The 21563-nt window shown below is 74.2% G+C and carries 16 protein-coding genes and 1 pseudogene; 5 read left to right on the forward strand and 12 right to left on the reverse strand.

The window, feature by feature from the left end:
* Positions 1-96: 96 nt before the first annotated feature.
* Positions 97-1257, forward strand: a complete 1161-nt coding sequence (locus GR130_RS41695) for a TerD family protein (RefSeq protein WP_159507749.1) — start codon at positions 97-99, stop codon at positions 1255-1257.
* A 108-nt stretch (positions 1258-1365) separates the two neighbouring features.
* On the opposite strand, the gene GR130_RS30915 is transcribed toward GR130_RS41695, so the two are convergent.
* The gene (locus tag GR130_RS30915) at positions 1366-2781 is read right to left on the reverse strand and encodes a hypothetical protein (protein WP_159507750.1); all 1416 of its coding nucleotides are present in this window, start codon (positions 2779-2781) and stop codon (positions 1366-1368) included.
* A gap of 410 nt (positions 2782-3191) precedes the next feature.
* On the opposite strand from GR130_RS30915, the gene GR130_RS30920 reads away from it, so the two are divergent.
* Positions 3192-4115 carry a hypothetical protein gene (locus GR130_RS30920; RefSeq protein WP_159507751.1) on the forward strand — a complete coding sequence of 308 codons (924 nt, stop codon included), beginning with the start codon at positions 3192-3194 and terminating at the stop codon, positions 4113-4115.
* 26 nt (positions 4116-4141) lie between these two features.
* On the opposite strand, the gene GR130_RS30925 is transcribed toward GR130_RS30920, so the two are convergent.
* The 3 genes from GR130_RS30925 to GR130_RS30935 form a co-directional block, all read right to left on the reverse strand.
* The gene (locus GR130_RS30925) at positions 4142-4450 is read right to left on the reverse strand and encodes an AzlD domain-containing protein (RefSeq protein WP_159507752.1); all 309 of its coding nucleotides are present in this window, start codon (positions 4448-4450) and stop codon (positions 4142-4144) included.
* Positions 4447-5139: an AzlC family ABC transporter permease gene (locus GR130_RS30930; protein ID WP_236574041.1), complete on the reverse strand. Its 693-nt coding sequence runs from the start codon at positions 5137-5139 to the stop codon at positions 4447-4449. Before GR130_RS30930 ends, GR130_RS30925 begins: the two co-directional genes overlap by 4 nt.
* Positions 5140-5424: 285 nt before the next feature.
* Complete coding sequence (locus GR130_RS30935) at positions 5425-6354, reverse strand: AraC family transcriptional regulator (RefSeq protein WP_236573697.1); 930 nt, start codon at positions 6352-6354, stop codon at positions 5425-5427.
* Positions 6355-6547: 193 nt separating this feature from the next.
* On the opposite strand from GR130_RS30935, the gene GR130_RS30940 reads away from it, so the two are divergent.
* The 3 genes and pseudogenes from GR130_RS30940 to GR130_RS30950 form a co-directional block, all read left to right on the forward strand.
* Positions 6548-11293, forward strand: a complete 4746-nt coding sequence (locus GR130_RS30940) for an ATP-dependent helicase (RefSeq protein WP_159507754.1) — start codon at positions 6548-6550, stop codon at positions 11291-11293.
* Between the two features lie 65 nt (positions 11294-11358).
* On the forward strand, positions 11359-12192 hold the full coding sequence (locus tag GR130_RS30945) for an Fpg/Nei family DNA glycosylase (protein ID WP_159507755.1): 834 nt from the start codon (positions 11359-11361) through the stop codon (positions 12190-12192).
* A gap of 107 nt (positions 12193-12299) precedes the next feature.
* Positions 12300-12512, forward strand: a pseudogene (locus tag GR130_RS30950) (SDR family oxidoreductase); the annotation flags it as partial.
* 410 nt (positions 12513-12922) lie between these two features.
* Here the strand turns inward: GR130_RS30950 and GR130_RS30955 are convergent.
* From GR130_RS30955 to GR130_RS30990, 8 genes are all read right to left on the reverse strand, one after another.
* On the reverse strand, positions 12923-13393 hold the full coding sequence (locus tag GR130_RS30955) for a Dps family protein (protein ID WP_159507756.1): 471 nt from the start codon (positions 13391-13393) through the stop codon (positions 12923-12925).
* Positions 13394-13596: 203 nt separating this feature from the next.
* On the reverse strand, positions 13597-13980 hold the full coding sequence (locus GR130_RS30960) for a helix-turn-helix domain-containing protein (protein WP_159507757.1): 384 nt from the start codon (positions 13978-13980) through the stop codon (positions 13597-13599).
* Positions 13981-14074: 94 nt separating this feature from the next.
* Positions 14075-14611, reverse strand: a complete 537-nt coding sequence (locus GR130_RS30965) for a CinA family protein (protein WP_159507758.1) — start codon at positions 14609-14611, stop codon at positions 14075-14077.
* Positions 14608-15267, reverse strand: a complete 660-nt coding sequence (gene pgsA / locus GR130_RS30970) for a CDP-diacylglycerol--glycerol-3-phosphate 3-phosphatidyltransferase (protein WP_159507759.1) — start codon at positions 15265-15267, stop codon at positions 14608-14610. Before pgsA ends, GR130_RS30965 begins: the two co-directional genes overlap by 4 nt.
* Positions 15264-16769 (reverse strand): 30S ribosomal protein S12 methylthiotransferase RimO, encoded by a 1506-nt coding sequence (rimO, locus tag GR130_RS30975; RefSeq protein ID WP_159507760.1) that lies wholly within the window; start codon positions 16767-16769, stop codon positions 15264-15266. Before rimO ends, pgsA begins: the two co-directional genes overlap by 4 nt.
* A gap of 105 nt (positions 16770-16874) precedes the next feature.
* Entirely contained in the window at positions 16875-17738 is an 864-nt protein-coding gene (locus GR130_RS30980) for a helix-turn-helix domain-containing protein (RefSeq protein WP_159507761.1), read from the reverse strand.
* A 225-nt stretch (positions 17739-17963) separates the two neighbouring features.
* The gene (locus tag GR130_RS30985) at positions 17964-20744 is read right to left on the reverse strand and encodes a DNA translocase FtsK (RefSeq protein ID WP_159507762.1); all 2781 of its coding nucleotides are present in this window, start codon (positions 20742-20744) and stop codon (positions 17964-17966) included.
* 111 nt (positions 20745-20855) lie between these two features.
* Positions 20856-21515, reverse strand: a complete 660-nt coding sequence (locus GR130_RS30990; RefSeq protein WP_159507763.1) for a response regulator — start codon at positions 21513-21515, stop codon at positions 20856-20858.
* Between the last annotated feature and the right edge of the window lie 48 nt (positions 21516-21563).

The following is a 21563-nucleotide window of genomic DNA, read 5'->3' on the forward strand; positions in this document are numbered from 1 at the left end:
ATACTTTAGGCATTGCGCAAGGCGGGGAACCCCGCCGATCGCCCTCGCGTTGTAGCCGAAGGACGCCGGAAGCCGGGACAGTTGTGGAGGAAGCTCATGGGCGTGGCCCTCACCAAGGGCGGCAATATGTCGCTCAGCAAGCAGGCTCCCGGTCTGACCGCCGTGAAGGTGGGGCTGGGCTGGCAGGTGGGCACCGCCGCCGGGGTCGACCACGACCTGGACGCCAGCGCGCTGCTGTGCGACGCCTCCGGCAAGGTCCTCTCGGACCGGCACTTCGTCTTCTTCAACAACCTCACCAGCCCCGACGGTTCGGTGCGGCACTCCGGCAACGGCCCGGCCGACGGCGGTGACAACGAGCAGATCGAGGTCCGCCTCGCCTCGGTCCCGCCCGAGGTCGCCAGGATCGTCTTCCCGGTCTCCCTCTACGAAGCCGAGCAGCGCCGGCACAGTTTCGGCCAGCTCCGCAGCGCGTACATCCGGGTGCTCGACCAGGACAGCGGCACCGAGCTCGCCCGCTACGACCTGGCCGGCGAGGCCGCCACGGAGACCGCCATGGTCTTCGGCGAGCTCTACCGCCACGGCGCGGACTGGAAGTTCCGCGCCATCGGCCAGGGCTACGCCTCCGGGCTCGCCGGGATCGCCCAGGACTTCGGCGTCGACGTCCTGCGCCCCGCCCCGGCGGCCGGAGCCGGCCCCGCGCATCCCCCAGCTTCCGGACGGTCCGCCCCCGCGGGAACGCCCGCGCCCACCGTGGCGTCCCTTCCCGTGGCGTCCGCCGTCGGCGCGGAGCCGTCCGGATCCGGCCTCACCGCCGCCTCATCACCGCAATCGACAGGAAGTTCCGACATGACCTGCTTCTTCGACCCCAACCACGGCCCGGGTATGACGCCCGTGATGTGGTCCCCGCAGTGGGGCGTGGCCCGTCAGATCCAGACCTGCGGCGGCTGCGCGCAGCGGATCCAGACCACCACCCCGCCGTTCTACACCCCGGCGCAGCAGGGCTACCCTCAGGCGGCTCAGCAGGGCTACCCCCAGCAGGCCGCCCCGCAGGGGTACCCGCAGCAGGGCTACCCGCAGCAGGGAGGCCCCCAGCAGGGCGGCCGGCGCTTCGGCACCGGCGCGCTCCTCGGTGCCGGTGCGGCCGGCCTGGTGGGCGGTGCGCTGCTCAACGAAGCCTTCAGCGACGACGAGCCCCAGGTCGAGGTCGTCAACAACTACATCTACGAGGGCGACGAGTACGGCGACGGGTACGAGTGACCCGCCGGTCCCCGTGACCGTTCCCCCGGCGCCCGGCCCCGCCCCTCGGCGGGCGGCCGGGCGCCGGCGCGTTCCGGGTGAGCGCCCGGCCGGCCGCTCACCCGCGGCTCACTTCGGCGCGATCCGTACGACGCCGGTGAGGGTGCCCTGCCACCAGACGCCGCCGGGCGTGGCGTTGCCCGCCATCTGGAGCGTGTCGAAGAGGAAGCCGGTGCCCAGGTGGCGGCGGCTCGCCACCCGGCCGGTCTCCGCGTCCACCGCCAGGAAGTCGTAGCGGTCCAGGATGCCGGTCTTCGCCGGGTCCAGGACGCCGGTGCGCTCGACGGTGTAGATCTTCCCGTCGGCCACGGACAGCTTGGGCACCGCCGCGGAGCGGATCCGGGCGTCCCAGCGGACCGCGCAGCCGCTGCCGCCGCGGTCGACGTCGACGCGGGTCAGTCCCCCGTTGAAGGGGGCGGTGGCGGGTACGGCGGGGCCGGCGCCGTCCGGGACCGCCGGGTAGGGGTAGCCGTAGGTGCTCGCCACGTAGACGCTGTCGCCCGCCCCGATGGGCGAGTTCTCCGTCCCGCTGCCGTTGGGGTCCAGCACCGGTATGCGGCAGACCGTGCGGTCGTCCTTCGTGGACACCACGATCAGGTTCTCCTGCGGGGCGGCGTTGTCGGTGATCGCCAGGTATTCGGAGCCGGTGCGCGGCCCGAAGAACGTCGGCGTGGCGCCCGTACCGTGGCTGAGCTGCCCCGGCTTGCGGGCCGGCCCGCGGTCGTACGCCCGCCGCCAGGTGGTCCGCGGCGTCCCGTCCGCGCCCGCGCGCAGCAGGTACAGCGCATGGTCGGTGGCCACCGCGGTGCCCTCGGGCGCGGTGGAGATGGAGTTGGCCACGCCCTCGCCGAGGTTCGCGGTGCGGACCGCCTTCGTCGCGGTGTCCACCGTGCCCACGACGCCGTGCGCGGTCGCGAACCACACCCGGCCCCGCCAGTCCGGCGCGAGCCCCACGACGCTGTCCCCGGCGGCCACGGCCCCGGCCAGCGGCGTCCGCTCGACCACCTTGAGCTGCCGGCCGCCACCCGCGGTACGGACGTGGGCGATCCGCAGCAGGTCGCCGGAGCCGTCGGCGACGACCAGCCGGTCCCGTTCGTCCAGGTAGCTGTAAATGCCGCCCAGGATGCTCGACTTGGCGAGTGTCAGCTCGGTCAGCGAGGCGCCGGTCGCGGGGTCGAGCAGATGCACGTGCGGCGCCCGGTCGAACATGCCGGTGCAGACCGCCACCGGATAGCCGTCGGAGCCCGCCACCACGGTCGGGCAGGCGGATCGCAGTGCCGTGCGGTGAGTGGCGACCCCGCCGGTGCCCGGACCGACCCGGGGTGTGGTGTCCGACGAGGCGCTGTCGCCGTGCATGGCCCCCGCGCCGCCGGCGGCCAGATAGGGGTTGGCGGGCGGCGGCGCGGCCTGTGCCGCGGCCGCGGTGCCGAGGACGGCGGCCAGGGCGGCGGCGAGGGCGAGTGCGCGGGTTCTGCGAGCGGGCACGGGTCGGCTCCAGGAGTCGGAAGCGGGAATGCGCAAACGGGAGCGCGGGCGGGACGGCGCACACGCGGGGGCACGAGGGCTGCGCCGGCACTCGGCGTGCGAGGCGGCGCCGGAAAGCGGGAAATCGCGCGGAAAAGGGCGATATGACGCGGGGTCAGCTGCCCGCCGGACGACACACCGCGGAGGCGATCCGCGCGAGGTCCGGGAAGAGGCGTCTGCGGAGCGGGAGTTGGCCCATCACGCGCCGCATTGCAGCACGCTCGCCGGCAACCCGCAATCCCCGTCCCACCCCTGGAGACACCCTGGAGCGGCCGGATCACCGTCAACCGCATGCCCTGAGGATCCCGCCCTCGGAGGGCAGCGGGCCGCGGGCCCGTGCCAGCGGAGGAATTCAGCCCTACGGTCAGGCCATGGCCGAAAATGTAAGCCCCTCATCGACCCTCCTGGCGCGCGCCGAGCGCTTCGTCTGGCTGACCGCCCGGGTGCTGGAGCAGCGGCTCTTCGCATACCACTTCCTCGGCGGCGCCGCGGACCCGGTCGAGACCGCGCTCGCCGCCTACCGCAACGACGACGACGGCTACGGCCACGCCCTGGAGCCCGATCTGCGCGGCCCGGTGAGCCAGCCGCTGCACACGGCGCACGCGCTGAAGGTCCTCGACCGCATCGGGCGCTGCGACGGCCGCCAGGTGGAGCGGATCTGCCGCTATCTGACCCGGATCTCGACGGCGGACGGAGCGCTGCCGGCGGTGCATCCCTCGTTGCGCGGCTATCCGGCCGCGCCGTGGATCCCGGTGGTGGACGATCCGCCGAGCGCACTGCTGGCGACCGGCCCGGTGGTGGGGGTGCTGCACCGCAATCAGGTGTGGCACGCCTGGCTGTTCCGGGCCACCGACTACTGCTGGGCGGCCGTGGAGTCCCTGGAGGAGACGCACCCCTACGAGGCCGAGGCGGCGGTGGCCTTCCTGGACGGCGCCCCGGACCGGCCCCGGGCCGCGGCGGCGGCACGGCGGCTGGGCCGGATCGTCCGGGAGCAGGGACTGGTCCTGCTGGATCCGGAGCGGGCGGCGGACGTCCCGGTGGCGGCGGGGTACGCCCCCGGGGAGCACCACTTCGCGTACCACTTCGCCCCCTCTCCCGGCTCGCTGGCCCGCGGCTGGTTCACCGACAAGGAGATGGACGTGGCGCTGGACCACCTCGTCTCCCTCCAGGAGGAGGACGGCGGCTGGCCCGTCAACTGGCGGGTGTGGGCGCCGTGTACGGCCCTGGAGGGCCGCCCGATGGTGACGCTGGAGGCGCTGCACACCCTCCGGGCATACGGGCGGCCGACGGCCTGAGGCGCCGGGCGTGCACCGGGGTGCGGTCACCCGCCGAGCGCCCGCACCCCGGCGGTCACTGCGACCGCCACGCCGACGACGAGCAGGAACGGCGCCCGCAGGACGAGCGCGACGGCCGCCGCGGCCACCCCGGCGGCCCTGGCGTCGAGCACCAGGTGCTGCCCGTCGCCGAAGGTCTGCTGAGCGGTGAGGGCGGCCAGCAGCGCCACCGGGAGCAGCGCGGCCAGCCGCCGCACCAGCGGGCGTTCCAGGACGCCGGCGGGCGCCGACAGGCCGAGGAGCTTGACCAGGTAGCAGCCGGCGGCGGTGACGCCGATCGCGATCCAGATGTTCATGCCCGGTCCTCCCCGGTGGTGCGGTGGTGCGCGGTGCCGTGTCGGCCGGTGGCCGCGCGCCCGCGCCACCCCTGGACGGCGAGGACGGCGGGCGCGGCCAGCGCCGACAGCAGCACCGGCACGCCCGCGGGCAGTACCGGGAGCGTCGCCATCAGCAGCAGGACGGCGACGCCGGCCGCGGCCCGTTCGACGGCGGTCTTCAGCATCGGCGCGAGCAGCGCCAGGAAGACCGCGGGGCCGGCCGCGTCCAGGCCCCAGGCGGCGGTGTCTCCGAGTGCCTCGGCCCCCAGGGCGCCGCCGAGGGTGGTGAGGTTCCACAGGACGTACAGGGTCAGTCCGGTGACGGTGAAGCCGAGCCGGGCGCGATGCCGGTCGGGCTGGGCGAGGGCGACGGCCGAGGTCTCGTCGATGACCCAGTGGGCGGCGAGCGGCCGGACCGCGCCCCGGTAGCCGAGGAGGGCGGACAGCCGCAGCCCGTAGAAGGCGTTGCGGACGCCGAGGAAGAACGCCCCGGCGGCGGCGGTGAGCGGATTGCCGCCCGCGGCGAGGGCACCGACCAGCGCGAACTGCGAGGCCCCCGTGAAGACCAGCAGGCTCAGCGCGCAGGTCTGCCAGACGTCGAGCCCGGCGCCGGCGGCGGTCACCCCGAACGCGAAGCCGGAGAGGCCGACGGCGACGCCGACCCCCAGCGCGTCCCTGACGACGGCGGAGTGGGGCCGGTCCGCGGCCGGTTGGGCCGGCGGCGCGGCCGGTCCGGTGGCGGGTGCCGATGCCGCCCCTGCGGCCGCTGCCGCCCCGGATTCCCCCGCTGTCCCCGCGGGTACCGCCGGTTCCCGCCCTGCCGCCCGCGCTGTGTGTTCTGCCTGGTCTGCCACGTCCCGGACCCTAAGAGGACGCGTCCCGGGCGGTCTTGTACGTTCTTGCGCCCACGGACGCGGCGCTCCCGCGCCCGTACGCCCGCGGCCGCGCCGTGGTCACGCGGGGGTGCCGCCGCCGTCCGGCCGGTCCGCCGCCGCGTGCTCCCGGCGGTAGGCGCCCGGTGGGACCCCGACGATCCGGGTGAAGTGCCGGTTCAGATGGGGCTGGTCGGTGAAGCCGACCGCCACCGCCGTCTCGGCGGGCGCCCGGCCCTCCTCCAGGAGCCGGCGGGCGCGGCGGACCCGGGCATCGGTCAGCCAGGTGTGCGGCGGCATGCCGTAGGTGCTCTTGAAGGCCCGCAGCAGCGCGAACGGTCCGGTGTCCAGTTCCCGGGCGAGCTGTTCCAGGGTGGGCGGGTCGGCCATCCGCTCCTCCAGGACGGCGCGGGCGCGGGCGGCGGTGCGGGCGCCCGCCGTACGGGGTGCCAGGGGCGGCAGCGGGCCTCCGTGGCGGCTCAGCAGGTGGGCGAGGGCGACCCGCAGCAGGCTGTCGGCGGCCAGTGCGTTGCCGGCCTCGGCCGCCCCGTGTATCCCGGCGATCATGCGGCCGATGCGCGGTTCGTCGGCGACGGTGCGGACGAAGCCCGCGGTGCCGCGCAGGGCGGTGGTCTCCCGGGCGATACCGGCGACGAGGTCCGCCGACGGGTAGAGCGTGGCGTAGGTCCAGCCTTCGGGGGCGCCGGCCCGCGCGGTGTGCGGCACCTCCGGATTGATCATCACGATGCCGCCGTGCCCGGCCCGGACCGCGCCGTCCTGGAGACCGACCTCCTCGATCCCGGAGGTGACCACGCAGATCACATAGCCGTCGTGGGCATGCCGGGGGAAGGAGTGCTCCACATAGCGGGCGCGCAGCAGGTCGAGGCCGGGCAGTCCGGCGTAGCGCCAGTGGCGCGCCCATTCGCCGCGGGCCCGCGGCACCGCCCGCGCCCCGGCCGCGCAGCGGGGGACGGCCCCGGCGCCCGCCCCGCCCCCGTTGATCATGGCCATGCACCCCATTCTGCGCCCGCCGGGCCGCCGCGGACCGGGGCGTCCGCACCGTGGACGGGCGGCGACGGGCGGCGGCGGCCGCGGACGGACTGCGGCGGGAGCGGGCGGACACGGTGCGGCGGCGCAACCCGGGCGGGCCGTCCGCGGCGGGCGCCGGACCGGATTGTCAGTGGTCCGGTGCACGATGGGGGACATGACCGAGGCAGCGCTCGATTCGTTCTCGCCGGCGACCCGCGGATGGTTCACCGGGGCCTTCAGCGCGCCCACCCCCGCGCAGGAGGGCGCCTGGCAGGCGATCGGCGCCGGCTCCGACGTCCTCGTGGTGGCGCCGACGGGCTCCGGCAAGACCCTCGCCGCCTTCCTCGCGTCGCTGGACGCGCTGGCGAGCAGCCCGCCGCCCGCCGAGCCCAAGAAGCGCTGCCGGGTGCTGTACGTCTCCCCCCTCAAGGCACTCGCCGTCGACGTGGAGCGCAATCTGCGCAGCCCGCTGACCGGGATCCGCCAGGAGTCGGTCCGCCTCGGGCTGCCGGAGCCGGACATCCGGGTGGGCATCCGCTCCGGGGACACCCCGCCCGCCGAGCGGCGCTCGCTGGCGAGCCGCCCGCCGGACATCCTCATCACGACCCCCGAGTCGCTGTTCCTGATGCTGACCTCCTCGGCCCGGGAGGCGCTGGCCGGCGTCGAGACGGTCATCCTGGACGAGGTGCACGCCGTCGCCGGCACGAAGCGCGGTGCGCATCTGGCGCTCTCCCTGGAGCGGCTGGACGAGCTGCTCGCCCGCCCGGCCCGCCGGATCGGGCTGTCGGCGACGGTCCGCCCGGTGCAGGAGGTGGCCCGCTATCTCTCCCCGCGGCGCCGGGTGGAGATCGTCCAGCCGCCGTCCGGGAAGCGGTTCGACCTGTCCGTGGTCGTCCCGGTGGAGGACATGGGAGAGCTGGGCGGCTCCCCCGTCCAGGAGGGCGACACGGGCGAGAAGCCGTCCATCTGGCCCCAGGTGGAGGAGCGGATCGCCGACCTTGTCCAGGCGCACCGCTCCACGATCGTCTTCGCCAACTCCCGCCGCCTGGCCGAGCGGCTGTGCAACCGCCTCAACGAGATCGCGTACGAGCGCACGGTCGGAGCGGCGCTGCCCGAGCACCACTCCCCCGCGGAGCTGATGGCCGAGTCCGGTGCCGCCAAGGGCGCGCCGCCCCTGCTGGCCCGCGCCCACCACGGTTCCGTCTCCAAGGAGCAACGCGCCCAGGTGGAGGAGGACTTGAAGGCCGGCCGGCTGCCGGCCGTGGTCGCCACCTCCAGTCTGGAGCTGGGCATCGACATGGGCGCGGTCGATCTGGTCGTCCAGGTGGAGTCGCCGCCGTCGGTCGCCTCCGGGCTCCAGCGGGTCGGCCGGGCCGGCCACCAGGTCGGCGCGGTGTCGACGGGCATCGTCTTCCCCAAGTACCGGGGCGATCTGGTCCAGGCGGCCGTGGTGACGGAGCGGATGCGCACGGGCGCCATCGAGGCGCTGCGGGTGCCCGCCAATCCGCTGGACGTGCTGGCCCAGCAGCTGGTCGCGATGGCCGCGATGGACACCTGGGATGTCGGGGAGCTGCTGGCCGTGATCCGCCGGGCGGCCCCGTTCGCGTCCCTCCCGGAGTCCGCGTTCACCGCCGTCCTGGACATGCTCGCCGGACGCTATCCCTCCGACGCCTTCGCCGAGTTGCGCCCGCGCGTCGTCTGGGACCGCGTCGCGCAGACGGTCACCGGCCGCCCCGGCGCCCAGCGCCTGGCCGTGACGTCCGGCGGCACGATCCCCGACCGCGGCCTGTTCGGCGTCTTCCTGGCGGGCGAGAGCTCCGCCAAGGGGGGCGGGCGACGGGTGGGCGAGCTGGACGAGGAGATGGTCTACGAATCCCGCGTCGGCGACGTCTTCACGCTCGGCACGACGTCCTGGCGCATCGAGGACATCACCCGCGACCGGGTCCTGGTCACCCCCGCTCCCGGAGTCCCCGGCCGGCTGCCCTTCTGGAAGGGCGACCAGCTCGGCCGTCCGCTCGAACTGGGCCGTGCGCTGGGCGCGTTCCTCCGGGAGATCGGCTCGCTGCCCCCACAGGACGCCGGCGCCCGGCTGGCCGCCGCCGGACTCGACGACTGGGCTGTCTCCAACGTCCTGGGCTATCTCGCCGAGCAGCGGCAGTCCTGCGGCCATGTCCCGGACGACCGCACGATCGTCGTCGAGCGCTTCCGCGACGAGCTGGGCGACTGGCGGATCGTCGTCCACTCCCCCTTCGGCGCGCAGGTGCACGCCCCGTGGGCGCTGGCCCTCGGCGCCCGACTCGCCGAGCGCCACGGCATGGACGCCCAGGTGATGCACGCCGACGACGGCATCGTGCTGCGGCTGCCGGACGCCGATCTGATGGGCCTCGACCTCCTCGACGGCGACACCGGCTTCGGCGGTTCGGCCGACCGCCCGGAGTACGACCCGGAGCGGTCCCCCGTGGGGGCCGCCGACGTCGTCTTCGACCGTGGCGAGGTCGACCAGCTCGTCACGGACCAGGTCGGCGGCTCCGCGCTGTTCGCCTCCCGCTTCCGGGAGTGCGCGGCACGCGCCCTGCTGCTGCCCCGCCGCAGCCCCGGCAAGCGCACGCCGCTGTGGCAGCAGCGCCAGCGCGCCGCCCAGCTCCTCCAGGTGGCAAGCGAGTTCGGGTCCTTCCCCATCGTGCTGGAGGCGGTCCGCGAATGCCTCCAGGACGTCTTCGACGTGCCGGGCCTGGCGGAGCTGATGGGCGACATCGAGGCCCGCCGGGTCCGCCTGGTCGAGGTGACCACCCCCGAGCCGTCCCCGTTCGCCCGCTCGCTGCTCTTCGGCTATGTCGCCCAGTTCCTGTACGAGGGCGACTCCCCCCTGGCCGAGCGCCGCGCCGCCGCGCTCTCGCTGGATTCCCGGCTGCTGGCCGAGCTGCTGGGCCAGGCCGAGCTGCGCGAGCTGCTGGACGCGGAGGTGCTGGCCGAGCTGGAGCGCGAGCTGCAGTGGCGTACGGAGGACCGGCGCGCCAAGGACGCCGAGGGCGTCGCCGACCTGCTGCGGCTGCTGGGGCCGCTGACCGACGGGGAGCTGGCCGAGCGCGGCGCGGATCCGGCCTGGCCGCGGGAGCTGGCCGCCGCCCGCCGCGCCATCCGGGTGCGGATCGCCGGCGCCGACCACTGGGCCGCCGTCGAGGACGCCGGGCGGCTGCGGGACGCGCTGGGCACGGCGCTGCCGGTCGGCGTCCCGGAGTCCTTCACCGAGCCGGTCAAGGACCCGCTGGGCGATCTGCTGTCCCGTTACGCCCGCACCCACGGCCCGTTCACGTCCGAGCAGGCCGCCGCCCGCTTCGGCCTCGGCCCGGCCGTCACGGACGGCGCGCTGCACCGCCTCGCCGCCGCCGGCCGGGTCGTCCAGGGCGAGTTCCACCCCGCCGGCATCGGCCAGGAGTGGTGCGACGCCCAGGTGCTGCGCCGGCTGCGCCGCCGCTCGCTGGCCGCGCTGCGCGAGGAATTGGAGCCGGTGCCGCCGGCCGCGCTCGCCGCCTTCCTCCCGCAGTGGCAGCAGGTCGGCCCGCCGCGCCCGGCACCGGCCTCCGGTGCGCCCGCCGCCGCGCCCGCCGGTGCGTACGGCCTGCGCGGTATCGACGGCCTGGTGCGCGCCGTCGAGCAGCTCCAGGGCGCGCCGGTGCCCGCCTCCGCCCTGGAGAAGCTGGTGCTGCCGTCCCGCGTCGGCGGATATTCCCCGGCTCTGCTGGACGAACTCACCGCCACCGGCGAGGTGTTGTGGGCCGGGGTCGGCGCCCTCCCGGGCAAGGACGGCTGGCTCTCCCTCCATCTCGCCGACTCCGCGCCCCTGTTGCTCCCGCCGCCGCTCCCCCTGGAGCCGACCGCGCTGCACGACTCCGTGCTGGCCGCCCTCGCCCCCGGTTACGGCCTGTTCTTCCGGCAGATCGCCGACCAGGTCCGTGCCACCACCCACCCCGACGCCACGGATCCCCAACTCGCCGACGCCATCTGGGACCTGGCCTGGTCGGGGCGGCTCACCAACGACACCCTCGCCCCGCTCCGCGCCCTCCTCGGCTCCGGCCGCACGGCGGGCTCCACCGCCCACCGCGCCCGCCGCGCCGTCCCCCGGGGGCGGTACGGTTCGCTGACCGCGGCGGCCGGCCGGCCCACCGCCTCCCGCTCCGGCCCGCCCACGGTCGGCGGCCGGTGGTCGCTGCTGCCCGCCCCCGAGCCCGACCCCACCCACCGGGCCCACGCCCTGGCCCGTACCCTCCTGGACCGGCACGGCATCGTCACCCGCGGCGCGGTCGCCGCCGAGGGCGTCGCGGGCGGCTTCTCCGCCGCCTACCGCGTCCTGTCCGCCTTCGAGGAGTCCGGGCAGGCCCGCCGCGGCTATGTCGTCGAGGGGCTGGGCGCCGCCCAGTTCGCGATGGACGGTGCGGTGGACCGGCTGCGCGCGGTCAGCAGCCGGCGGGAGCGCACCGCCGACGCCGCCCTCCCGGACGGCGCACCGGCGCCCGACCGCCGCGACGGCCCGCCGCGCGCCCTCGTCCTGGCCGCCGCCGACCCCGCCAACGCGTACGGCGCCGCGCTGCCCTGGCCCGATCCGCCCGAGGGCTCCACCCACAAGCCGGGCCGCAAGGCGGGTTCCCTGGTCGTGCTGGTCGACGGGGAGCTGGCGCTCTATATGGAGCGCGGCGGCAAGACCCTGCTCCTCTGGCCGCTCGGCGACCCGGCCGACGCCGCCACCGACCCTCGCCTCCAGCCCGCCGTCGCCGCCCTCACCGACGCGGCCCGGGCCGGCGCGCTCGGCACGATCACCACCGAGCGCATCAACGGCACCGCCGCCCTCACCTCCCCCTTCGCCCCGATATTGGAGGCCGCCGGCTTCCACCCGACCCCGCGCGGCCTGCGGCTGCGCGGCTGACCCGCGGCGGCCCAGCGGCCGGGCGCGGGCCGCCGCCCTCCCGCCGCAGCGTGCATGATGGCCCCATGCCCGAAGGTGACACCGTCTGGCGGCTGGCCCGGCGCCTCCAGGAGGCCCTGGCCGGCAGCCGGCTGACCCGCTGCGACCTGCGCGTCCCCCGGCTCGCGACGGTGGATCTGACCGGCCGCGAGGTACTGGAGGTGGTGCCCCGCGGCAAGCATCTGCTCACCCGCTTCGAGGGCGGCCTCACCCTGCACTCCCATCTGCGGATGGACGGCGCCTGGAAGATCTACGCCCCCGCCGAACGCTGGCGCGGCGGCCCCGCCCACCAGATCCGGGCCGTCCTCGGCACCGCCGCGCACACCGCCGTCGGCTACCGCCTCCCCGTCCTCGACCTGCTGCGCACCGCCGACGAGTCCCGGGTCACCGGCCATCTGGGCCCCGACCTCCTCGGCCCCGACTGGGACCCCGCCGAAGCCCTGCGCCGGCTGCTCGCGGCGCCGGAACGCCCCCTCGGCGAGGCGCTGCTGGACCAGCGCACCCTCGCCGGCATCGGCAACGTCTACAAGTCCGAACTCTGCTTCCTGCTCCGCGCCTCGCCCTGGCTCCCGGTCGGCGACCTCGCCGACCCCGAGCGCGCCCCGGCGCTCGCCAAGAAGCTCCTGGAAGCCAACAAGCACCGCCCGGCCCGGGTCACCACCCCGAGCCCGCGCCCCGACCGCCGCCTGTGGGTCTACGGCCGCGCCGGCCGCCCCTGCCTGCGCTGCGGTACGCCGGTCCGCACCGCCGAACAGGGCCGCACCGCCGAGGAGCGCGTCACGTACTGGTGCCCCACCTGCCAGCCGATCCCCCCGGAAGCCTACGACCGACCCGACAGCCCGCCCCCGCACGCCAATTGACGCATCGTCAGATGCTTCCCCACCCTCACCCCATGCCCCTCGCCGCATACGACCTCACGGGCCGCACCGTGATCGTCACCGGCGCCGCCGGGGGCATCGGCCGCGCCTGCCCGGGCTGGATCCGTACGCCGATGACCGAGCGCCACACCGCCGAGGACCAGGAGCGGACCGAGGCCCCCATGGCCCGGATGTCCCCGCTGGGCAGGCTCGGCGAGCCCGACGAGATCGCCCATGCCGTGCTCCACCCGGCTTCGGACGCCTCGTCCTTCACGACCGGCCAGATCCTCCGCCCCAACAGCGGCGTCGCCATGCCCTGGTGATCCGCCCCCTGTCCGCCCCCGGGCCCCGCTTCGCCCTCTCGCGCCGTCCCGCCCACGGCACGCAGTGCACCGGCAGCAGGCTCAGCCCCCAGCCGCCCATGACCACGGCGCCCTCCACCGGCCCGGCCGAGTGCGGCCACAGCGCCAGCCGGACCGCCGCCCACCACCACAGCCCCCCGACGAGGGCCGCGGATATCCGGCGGCCCGGCGCGAACCGCGGCCCCGGACTGCGGGCCGGCACCCGCCCGTCCGGTCCGCGCGCCATGAAGTCGCGCCACGCCATGCCTGCCTCCTCAGGGGCCGACGTTAGACGGGCCCGCGGCCCGGCGGCAGAGCGCACCGTCGCGCGCCCGGCGCGCACACCGTGCCGCAAGCCCCAGGGCGCACGACACGACCCACGGCGGACAAGGTCAGTGGGCCTCGGCCTGGAACATCCAATGGTGCTTCTCCAGGTCGGCGGTCAGCCCGATGAGAATGTCCTGGCTGACGGGGTCGGGCTCGGCGGTGGCGGTGATCCGCTCCCGCATCCGCCCGATGACCGCGCCGAGCGCGTCCACCAGCGTCCGGACCGCGTCACCGTCCTTGATCCAGCCGTCCCCGACCTCCTCGATGCCGCTGGTCTTGGAGACCGTGGCCGACCGGCCGTCCGGGGACACCCCGATCGCCGAGGCCCGCTCTGCCACCGTGTCCGCGTGCTGCCGCGCGGTGTCGACGACCTCGTCGAGCTGAAGATGGACGGGGCGGAACCGCGGCCCGACGACGTTCCAGTGCACCTGCTTGGCGACGAGGCCGAGGTCCACCAGGTCGACCAGGGCTCCCTGGAGGGCGTTCCCGACGACGGTACGGGCTTCGACGGAGAGGGTGCTCGTGACGACAGACATCCAGCTACTCCTTTTCAGACGCATTCAACGACATTCAGGCGAATGTTCCGAAAAAAACCGATTTAGCCCATCGTACGGGCCAAGCCGCTGCTCCGAGCAGCCCAGCGGGTCCGCCCGGGCACCCGGCAGCGGCCCGCCCGGACAGCACGGAGCCCCGGCGGGCCGCTGCCCGCCGGGGCTCCGATCACGTACGAACTGCGGTGTCAGGCCGCAACGACATCCACGACGTCGGCCGGGGGCTTGATGGTCACGCGCTCCTCGGGCACACCGGCCAGGGACGCGACGGACACCGAGTTGAGCTTCGGCCGCACCGGTGCCGGCACCGTGTCACTCGCAGCCGCGGACGCCGCCAGCTCGGCGAGCGCCAGCTCGTCGCTGACCTCTCGCATGAGCTCGGACATGCGCACATCCAGTGCGTCACAGATCGCCGAGAGCAGCTCGGAGGACGCCTCCTTCTGCCCCCTCTCGACCTCGGACAAATAGCCGAGCGACACCCGGGCGGAGGACGAGACCTCGCGCAGGGTGCGGCCTTGGCGCTGACGCTGTCGGCGCAGCACGTCACCCAGCAGGCGACGAAGCAGAATCATCGCTGGCTCCCTCCTCGGACCTCGGATCCGGATCCTTCTCGCCCCACCGTACCGCCTCGGGCCGTGGCCGTGCCGGGAGCGAGTTCGTGTTCACTCAGGGCTGCAAACATCCATTCCCCCCGTGTTGTTCCGTATCCTGTGCCCGCGCATTTTCTGTGAGTTCGCTCAACAGCAGTGCGAGCACGGCTTGGACACTGTCACGACGGATCCGGTCGCGATCCCCCGCCAGTGCCAGCCGTCGTACCTCTCCGTCACCGTCCGGCCCCTGAACGGCTACGTACACCGTGCCCACGGGCTGCCCGTCCTGGGGCTCGGGCCCGGCGACGCCCGTGGTGGCGATGCCCCAGTCGGCGCCGAGCACCCGCCGCACCCCGCGCGCCATCTGCCGCGCGACCTCGCCGTCCACGGCTCCGCGCGCGGCCAGCAGCGCACCGTCCACGCCCAGCAGCTCCCGCTTGACCTCGGTGGCGTACGCCGTCACCGAGCCGCGCACCACCCGCGACGCCCCGGGCACCGCGGTCAGCTCGCCGGCGACCAGTCCGCCGGTCAGCGATTCGGCCACGGCCAGGCTCTGCCGCCGCCCGGCGAGCACCTCCAGCGCCCCGGCCGCCACAGAACCCGGCCCGCTCACCGCCCGGTGTTCCTCTCGGCCCGCTCGGCCCTCTCGGCCCGCTCCCTGGCCAGCCCGGCCCGGCGCAGCACCACGGCCTGCCGTACGTAGTCGAGCCCGGTGACGACCGTCAGCACCACGGCCACCGCCATCACCCACCAGCGGAAGGTCGCCAGTGGACCGGTCAGCACCAGGACGTACATGCCCACGGCCGTGCCCTGCGCCAATGTCTTGATCTTGCCGCCGCGGCTGGCCGGGATCACACCGTGCTTGATCACCCAGAACCTCATCAGCGTGATGCCCAGCTCCCGGAAGAGGATCACGCCCGTCACCCACCAGGACAGGTCCCCCAGCACCGAGAGGCAGATCAGCGCCGCACCCATGATCGCCTTGTCCGCGATCGGGTCGGCGATCTTGCCGAAGTCCGTGACCAGGTTGTACGTGCGCGCCAGATGCCCGTCGAAGACATCGGTGATCATGGCGATGGCGAAGGCCGCCCAGGCGAACGCGCGCCAGGCCGGGTTCGCGCCGCCGTCGTGCACCAGCAGCAGGACGAACGCCGGGACCAGCAGCAGCCGCAGCATCGTCAGGACGTTGGCGATGTTCCACAGCCCGGCCTGCCGGACGGCCGGCGCGGTGCGCGGCCCCCCGGCGGCGGAAGCCGAGGCCCCGCTCATCTGCCCGCCTCCTCGGTACACCCTGTACCGTCCACCGACAGCACCTCCGCCACGAGGTCCACACCCTCGCTCGCGACCACCTTTGCTTCGACCATACGACCGGGCCGCAGGTCCCGGCCGCCCGTGAGCAGCGTGACCCCGTCGGTCTCCGGCGCCTGGTGCGCGGCCCGCCCGACGACGCCGTCGTCCTCGTCGTCGATCCGGTCCACCAGTACCCGCACCGTCTCGCCGACCCGCTCGGCCGCCCGCTGCGCGGTCAGCTCCTCGGCGAGCCGGGACACCCGCGACAGCCGCTCGGCGACCACGTCCGGGTCGACCTTGTCCTCGTAGGAGGCGGCCTCGGTGCCGTCCTCGTCGGAGTAGCCGAAGACGCCGACGGCATCCAGCCGGGCCTCGCCGAGGAACCGCTCCAGCTCCGCCAGGTCGCTCTCGGACTCGCCCGGGAAGCCGACGATGAAGTTGGACCGGGCCCCGGCCTGCGGCGCCTTCGTGCGGATGGTCTCCAGCAGCTCCAGGAAGCGGTCGGTGTCGCCGAAGCGGCGCATCGCGCGCAGCACCCCGGGCGCCGAGTGCTGGAAGGACAGGTCGAAGTAGGGCGCCACCTTGTCGGTGCCGGTCAGCACGTCGATCAGACCGGGCCGCATCTCGGCGGGCTGCAGGTAGCTGACCCGGATCCGCTCGATGCCGTCCACCGCGGCCAGCTCCGGCAGCAGCGTCTCCAGCAGCCGGATGTCGCCGAGGTCCTTGCCGTACGAGGTGTTGTTCTCGGAGACCAGCATGACCTCCTTGACGCCCTGCTCAGCCAGCCAGCGGGTCTCGCCGAGCACGTCGGAGGGCCGGCGGGAGATGAACGAGCCGCGGAAGGACGGGATCGCGCAGAACGAGCAGCGCCGGTCGCAGCCCGAGGCCAGCTTCACCGAGGCGACCGGCTCGCTGCCCAGCCTGCGGCGCAGCGGCGCCCGCGGCCCGGAGGCCGGCGCGACGCCCTCGGGCAGGTCCTGCGGCGGAGCCGCCGGCTCCTCGGCATCCGCCTGGGCGTGGCCGGGCAGCGCGACCCCGGCGGCGTCCTGGCGCTCGGCCGGGCTGATCGGCAGCAGCTTGCGGCGGTCGCGCGGGGTGTGCGCGGCGTGGACGCCGCCGCTGAGGATCGTCTGGAGCCGGTCGGAGATGTTGCTGTAGTCGTCGAAGCCGAGCACGCCGTCCGCCTCCGGCAGCGCCTCGGCGAGCTCCTTGCCGTAACGCTCGGCCATGCAGCCGACGGCGACGACGGCCTGGGTCCGGCCGTGGTCCTTGAGATCGTTGGCTTCCAGCAGGGCGTCGACGGAGTCCTTCTTGGCGGCCTCGACGAAGCCGCAGGTGTTGACGACGGCCACATCCGCGTCGGCGGCTTCCTCGACGAGCTCCCAGCCGTCCGCTGCCAAGCGGCCTGCGAGCTCCTCCGAGTCCACCTCGTTACGGGCGCAGCCAAGAGTGACAAGGGCGACGGTACGGCGTTCGGGCATAGGGCTCAGCCTACTTCGTCCCGGCCACCCCTATGGCGCGCAGGTCTCCGCCGCCGGCACCGGACGCCCGGGCCGTGCGGCGGACACCCCCGCGTGCGGTCGGCCTCAGCCTGCCTGCGGGTCTCCCGGTGTGTAGCTCAGACGCTCCACGGAGCCCTCGTCGCCGACCTTCTTGACCTCCTTGCCGTTGACGTACAGCTGTACGGCCCCGGCGTTGCCGACGACGAGATCGATCCGCTTCTTGTCGGTGAGCGTCTTCGACTCGCCCTGCTTGAGCAGCCCGTCCTGCAGGAGGTTGCCGTCGGCGTCCTTGGCGGAGATCCAGCTCTGGCCGTCCTTGGCGGTCACCTTGATCGTGACCTGGTCCTTGGGCAGTCCGGCGATGGCGCTGTCGGACGGCTGCGGGCGGGGCCGCGCGGGCTGGGGCTGGGAGGGGTGGATGGTGCGCGACGGTCCGGGCCGGTCGGCCTTGGCGGTGTCGGCCGCGATCGGACCGCCGCCGTGCTTGTCGCCGCCGCTGAAGAGCGTGAAGCCGACGAAGCCGACGACGGCGACGATCGCCGCGACCATCGCGGCGGTCCAGTTGGGGCGCCGTGGCTCCGAGCGGATCCGCTCCGCCTCGAAGAGCGGGGCGGCGGCCGTCGGCGCGGGCCGGCCGCCGTGCTCGGCGTCGTAGCGGGCGATCAGGGGTTGGGGGTCGAGGGAGACGGCGCGGGCGAGTGTTCTGATGTGTCCGCGTGCGTAGACGTCACCACCGCAGCGCGAGAAGTCGTCCTGCTCGATCGCATGCACGATGGGGATCCGCACCCGTGTCGTCGTACTGACCTCTTCGACGGTCAGTCCCAGTCCGATACGGGCCTGCTGGAGGGCTCGACCGACCGAAGGCCGGTCCTGGCCGGCGGACGGCCGGTCCTCTTCGGGAGGACCAGCGGAAGGCCGGTCGTCTTCGGGGGAGTTGCCGATGGACACGGGGGCGCCTTTCGAGCGTGTAGCCACCTGCTGGAAGTTCAGTCTAGGGGTGGAGCGAAAGGGTCGGGCAAGCGGGAGAGCCGGGTTTGTACGCCATCAGAACGCCCCGCCACACTGCCCCGGGGCCGGAGGATGAAGCATCGTTCCCACGCCTCCCTCACCTTGACGTATCGGCAGAAGAAACGGTTGCCTGCCGCCACGTACGGGTGAACCCGTACGCGCGTGCTACTCGGTAGCCTCCCCGCGGATGACCGCCAGCACGCCGTCCAATTCATCCGGCTTCACCAACACGTCGCGCGCCTTGGAGCCCTCGCTCGGGCCGACGATGTTCCGCGACTCCATCAGGTCCATCAGCCGCCCGGCCTTGGCGAAGCCCACCCGCAGCTTGCGCTGGAGCATGGACGTCGACCCGAACTGGGTGGACACCACCAGCTCCGCGGCCTGGCACAGCAGATCGAGGTCGTCGCCGATGTCCTCGTCGATCTCCTTCTTCTTCGCGCTGCCGACGGTGACGTCGTCCCGGAAGACCGGCGCCATCTGGTCCTTGCAGTGCTGGACGATGGCCGACACCTCGGCCTCGGTGACGAACGCGCCCTGCATCCGCACCGGCTTGTTGGCGCCCATCGGCAGGAACAGCCCGTCGCCCTTGCCGATCAGCTTCTCGGCGCCCGGCTGGTCGAGGATGACCCGGCTGTCGGCGAGCGAGGACGTCGCGAACGCCAGCCGGGACGGCACGTTCGCTTTGATCAGGCCGGTCACGACGTCGACGGACGGGCGCTGGGTGGCCAGCACCAGATGGATACCGGCCGCGCGCGCCAGCTGGGTGATGCGGACGATGGAGTCCTCCACGTCGCGCGGCGCCACCATCATCAGGTCGGCCAGCTCGTCCACGATCACCAGCAGGTACGGGTACGGCGCCAGCTCCCGCTCGCTGCCCGCGGGCGGGCTGACCTTGCCGTTGCGCACCGCCTCGTTGAAGTCGTCGATGTGCCGGTAGCCGTACGCGGCGAGGTCGTCGTAGCGCAGGTCCATCTCGCGCACCACCCACTGGAGCGCCTCGGCGGCCCGCTTGGGGTTGGTGATGATCGGCGTGATCAGGTGCGGGATGCCCTCGTACGCGGTCAGCTCGACCCGCTTGGGGTCGACCAGCACCATCCGCACGTCCTCCGGCGTGGCCCGCACCATGACCGAGGTGATCAGGCAGTTGATGCAGGAGGACTTGCCGGAACCGGTCGCACCGGCGACGAGGATGTGCGGCATCTTCGCCATGTTGGCCATGACGTAGCCGCCCTCGACGTCCTTGCCGAGCGCCACCAGCATCGGGTGCTCGTCGCCCGCCGCGTCGGCCAGCCGCAGCACGTCGCCGAGGTTGACCATCTCGCGGTCGGTGTTGGGGATCTCGATGCCGACCGCGGACTTGCCGGGGATCGGGCTGATGATGCGGACGTCCGGACTGGCCACCGCGTACGCGATGTTCTTGGCCAGCGCGGTGATCTTCTCGACCTTGACGGCCGGGCCGAGTTCGACCTCGTAGCGGGTGACCGTCGGGCCGCGGGTGAAGCCGGTGACCGAGGCGTCGACCTTGAACTCCTGGAAGACGTTGGTCAGTGCGGCCACTATCGCGTCGTTCGCGGCGCTGCGGGTCTTGCCGGGGCCGCCCCGCGACAGCAGGTCGAGGGACGGCAGGGAGTAGGTGATGTCGCCGGAGAGCTGGAGCTGTTCGGCGCGCGGCGGCAGATCGCCGGACGGCTCCGGCGCGGCCTTCGTGAAGTCCACCGGCGCCTTGGTCAGGTCCGGCACGTACCGTCCCGGCTCCTCGGAAGGGGACGGCTCCGCGCCCCGCGCCGGCGGCACCGAGCCGCTGTCCGCGCCGGTGTCCGTGCCGCGCTCGCCGGAGATCCCACTGCTGAGGTCCGCGACCAGCGGCGAGGGCTGGACACCGTGCAGCACCGCGCCGTCCAGCGCGGCGGCGGCCGCGGCGGCGACGTCCACCGCGTCCGGCTCCCGGTCGGCGGGCGGTGCGGCGGCCCGGCGCGGGCGGCGGCGGGCCAGCGCCGCCTCCTCCATGACGTCCGGGTCCGGCGAGCCGTCCGCGGCGCCGCGCCGCGGCTTGCGGGCCGGCTGCTCGCGCCACTCCTCGGCGTACTCCGCCGGCTCCTCGCCGTACGGCCCGGCCTCCCCGCCGTCCGCGGTCTCCAGCACGCCCAGCCGGACGGCGAGCGCCTTCAGCCGCTGCGGAATGGCGTTCACCGGCGTCGCGGTCACCACCAGCAGCCCGAAGACGGTCAGCAGCACCAGCAGCGCCACCGCCAGGGTCTGCCCGACGGTGAAGATCAGCGGCTTGGACGCGGCCCAGCCGACATAGCCGCCGGCGTCCTGTATGGCGGCGAGCCCGTCGCCCCGCCCCGGGGACCCGCACGCCATCGCGACCTGCCCGAGCACGCCGATGACCAGCGCGGACAGCCCGATGACGATCCGGCCGTTGGCCTCCGGCCGCTCGGGATGGCGGATCAGCCGTACCGCGATGCCGCCGAGCAGGATCGGTACGACCAGGTCGAGCCGCCCGAAGGCGCCGGTCACCAGCAGCTCGACGAGATGGCCGACCGGCCCGGAGAGGTTGGACCACGTACCGGCCGCGATGACCAGCGCCAGTCCGAGCAGCAGCAGCGCCAGCCCGTCCTTGCGGTGCGCCGGGTCGAGGTTCTTGGCGCCGCGCCCGAAGCCGCGGAACACCGCCCCGACACCGTGCGCGGCACCGAGCCAGCAGGCGCGGGCGAGGCGGTAGACACCGCCGGTCGGCGACGGCGCCGGCCTCGGCGCGGCCTTCTTGGCGGGCGCCTTCCTGGCCGGGGCCTTCTTCGCCGCCGCGGTCTTCCTGGCCGGCGGCTGCTTCGCGGATGCCTTCTTGGCGGCGGTCTTCCTCGCGGCGCCCCCGGACTGTCCGGCGCGCGGCTTCGAGGGGCCTGCCGTGCGCTGGGTTCCCTTGCCGGACGTGCGTGAGGCCATGGCGACGAGGTTACAGGCGCCGACCGGCGTGGCACGAGCGCACGGCGCTTCACCCATTCGTGTCGCGCGCCAGTCTCCTGAAGGGCCGTCAGAGCGCGTCCGTACGGCCCGTCAGCCCGCCGCCACCCCCGAGCCCGGCTCCAGGGCGTCCAGGGCCCGGCGCAGCCCGGTCAGCTTGCGCTCCAGATGTGCGGCGGTGGCCACCGCCGCGGCGTCCGCGGTCTCGTCCAACTGTTTGGAGAGCGCCTCGGCCTGCTCCTCGACGGCCGCCAGCCGCGCGGAGAGCTCGGCGAGCAGCCCCGCGGACTCCTTGGTCTCGCCGACGCTCTGCCGGCCGCCCTCCAGCTGGAGCCTCAGCAGCGAAGCCTGCTCGCGGAGTTGGCAGTTCTTCATGTACAGCTCGACGAAGACCGAGACCTTGGCGCGCAGCACCCACGGGTCGAACGGCTTGGAGATGTAGTCGACCGCACCGGCCGCATAGCCGCGGAAGGTGTGGTGCGGACCGTGGTTGATGGCCGTGAGGAAGATGATCGGGATGTCCCGGGTGCGCTCCCGCCGCTTGATGTGCGCGGCGGTCTCGAATCCGTCCATCCCCGGCATCTGCACATCGAGCAGAATCACCGCGAAGTCGTCGGTGAGCAGTGCCTTGAGCGCTTCCTCCCCGGACGATGCCCGCACCAGTGTCTGATCGAGCGCAGAGAGGATCGCCTCCAGCGCCAGCAGATTCTCCGGCCGGTCATCGACCAGGAGGATCTTGGCCTTCTGCACCATGGCCCGTCCTCCTCGCCCCGGCATCGAACCGGACGCCGCCCCAGGGGA

The sequence above is a fragment of the Streptomyces sp. GS7 genome (genome assembly GCF_009834125.1).
Lineage (GTDB): Bacteria > Actinomycetota > Actinomycetes > Streptomycetales > Streptomycetaceae > Streptomyces.

Bases quoted from the DNA above. Each gene is read 5' to 3' on its own strand.
- GR130_RS41695 (WP_159507749.1), top strand. From the start codon at position 97: ATGGGCGTGGCCCTCACCAAGGGCGGCAATATGTCGCTCAGCAAGCAG.
- GR130_RS30920 (WP_159507751.1), top strand. From the start codon at position 3,192: ATGGCCGAAAATGTAAGCCCCTCATCGACCCTCCTGGCGCGCGCCGAG.
- GR130_RS30925 (WP_159507752.1), bottom strand. From the start codon at position 4,450: ATGAACATCTGGATCGCGATCGGCGTCACCGCCGCCGGCTGCTACCTG.
- GR130_RS30935 (WP_236573697.1), bottom strand. From the start codon at position 6,354: ATGGCCATGATCAACGGGGGCGGGGCGGGCGCCGGGGCCGTCCCCCGC.
- GR130_RS30940 (WP_159507754.1), top strand. From the start codon at position 6,548: ATGACCGAGGCAGCGCTCGATTCGTTCTCGCCGGCGACCCGCGGATGG.
- GR130_RS30945 (WP_159507755.1), top strand. From the start codon at position 11,359: ATGCCCGAAGGTGACACCGTCTGGCGGCTGGCCCGGCGCCTCCAGGAG.
- GR130_RS30955 (WP_159507756.1), bottom strand. From the start codon at position 13,393: ATGTCTGTCGTCACGAGCACCCTCTCCGTCGAAGCCCGTACCGTCGTC.
- GR130_RS30960 (WP_159507757.1), bottom strand. From the start codon at position 13,980: ATGATTCTGCTTCGTCGCCTGCTGGGTGACGTGCTGCGCCGACAGCGT.
- pgsA (WP_159507759.1), bottom strand. From the start codon at position 15,267: ATGAGCGGGGCCTCGGCTTCCGCCGCCGGGGGGCCGCGCACCGCGCCG.
- rimO (WP_159507760.1), bottom strand. From the start codon at position 16,769: ATGCCCGAACGCCGTACCGTCGCCCTTGTCACTCTTGGCTGCGCCCGT.
- GR130_RS30985 (WP_159507762.1), bottom strand. From the start codon at position 20,744: ATGGCCTCACGCACGTCCGGCAAGGGAACCCAGCGCACGGCAGGCCCC.
- GR130_RS30990 (WP_159507763.1), bottom strand. From the start codon at position 21,515: ATGGTGCAGAAGGCCAAGATCCTCCTGGTCGATGACCGGCCGGAGAAT.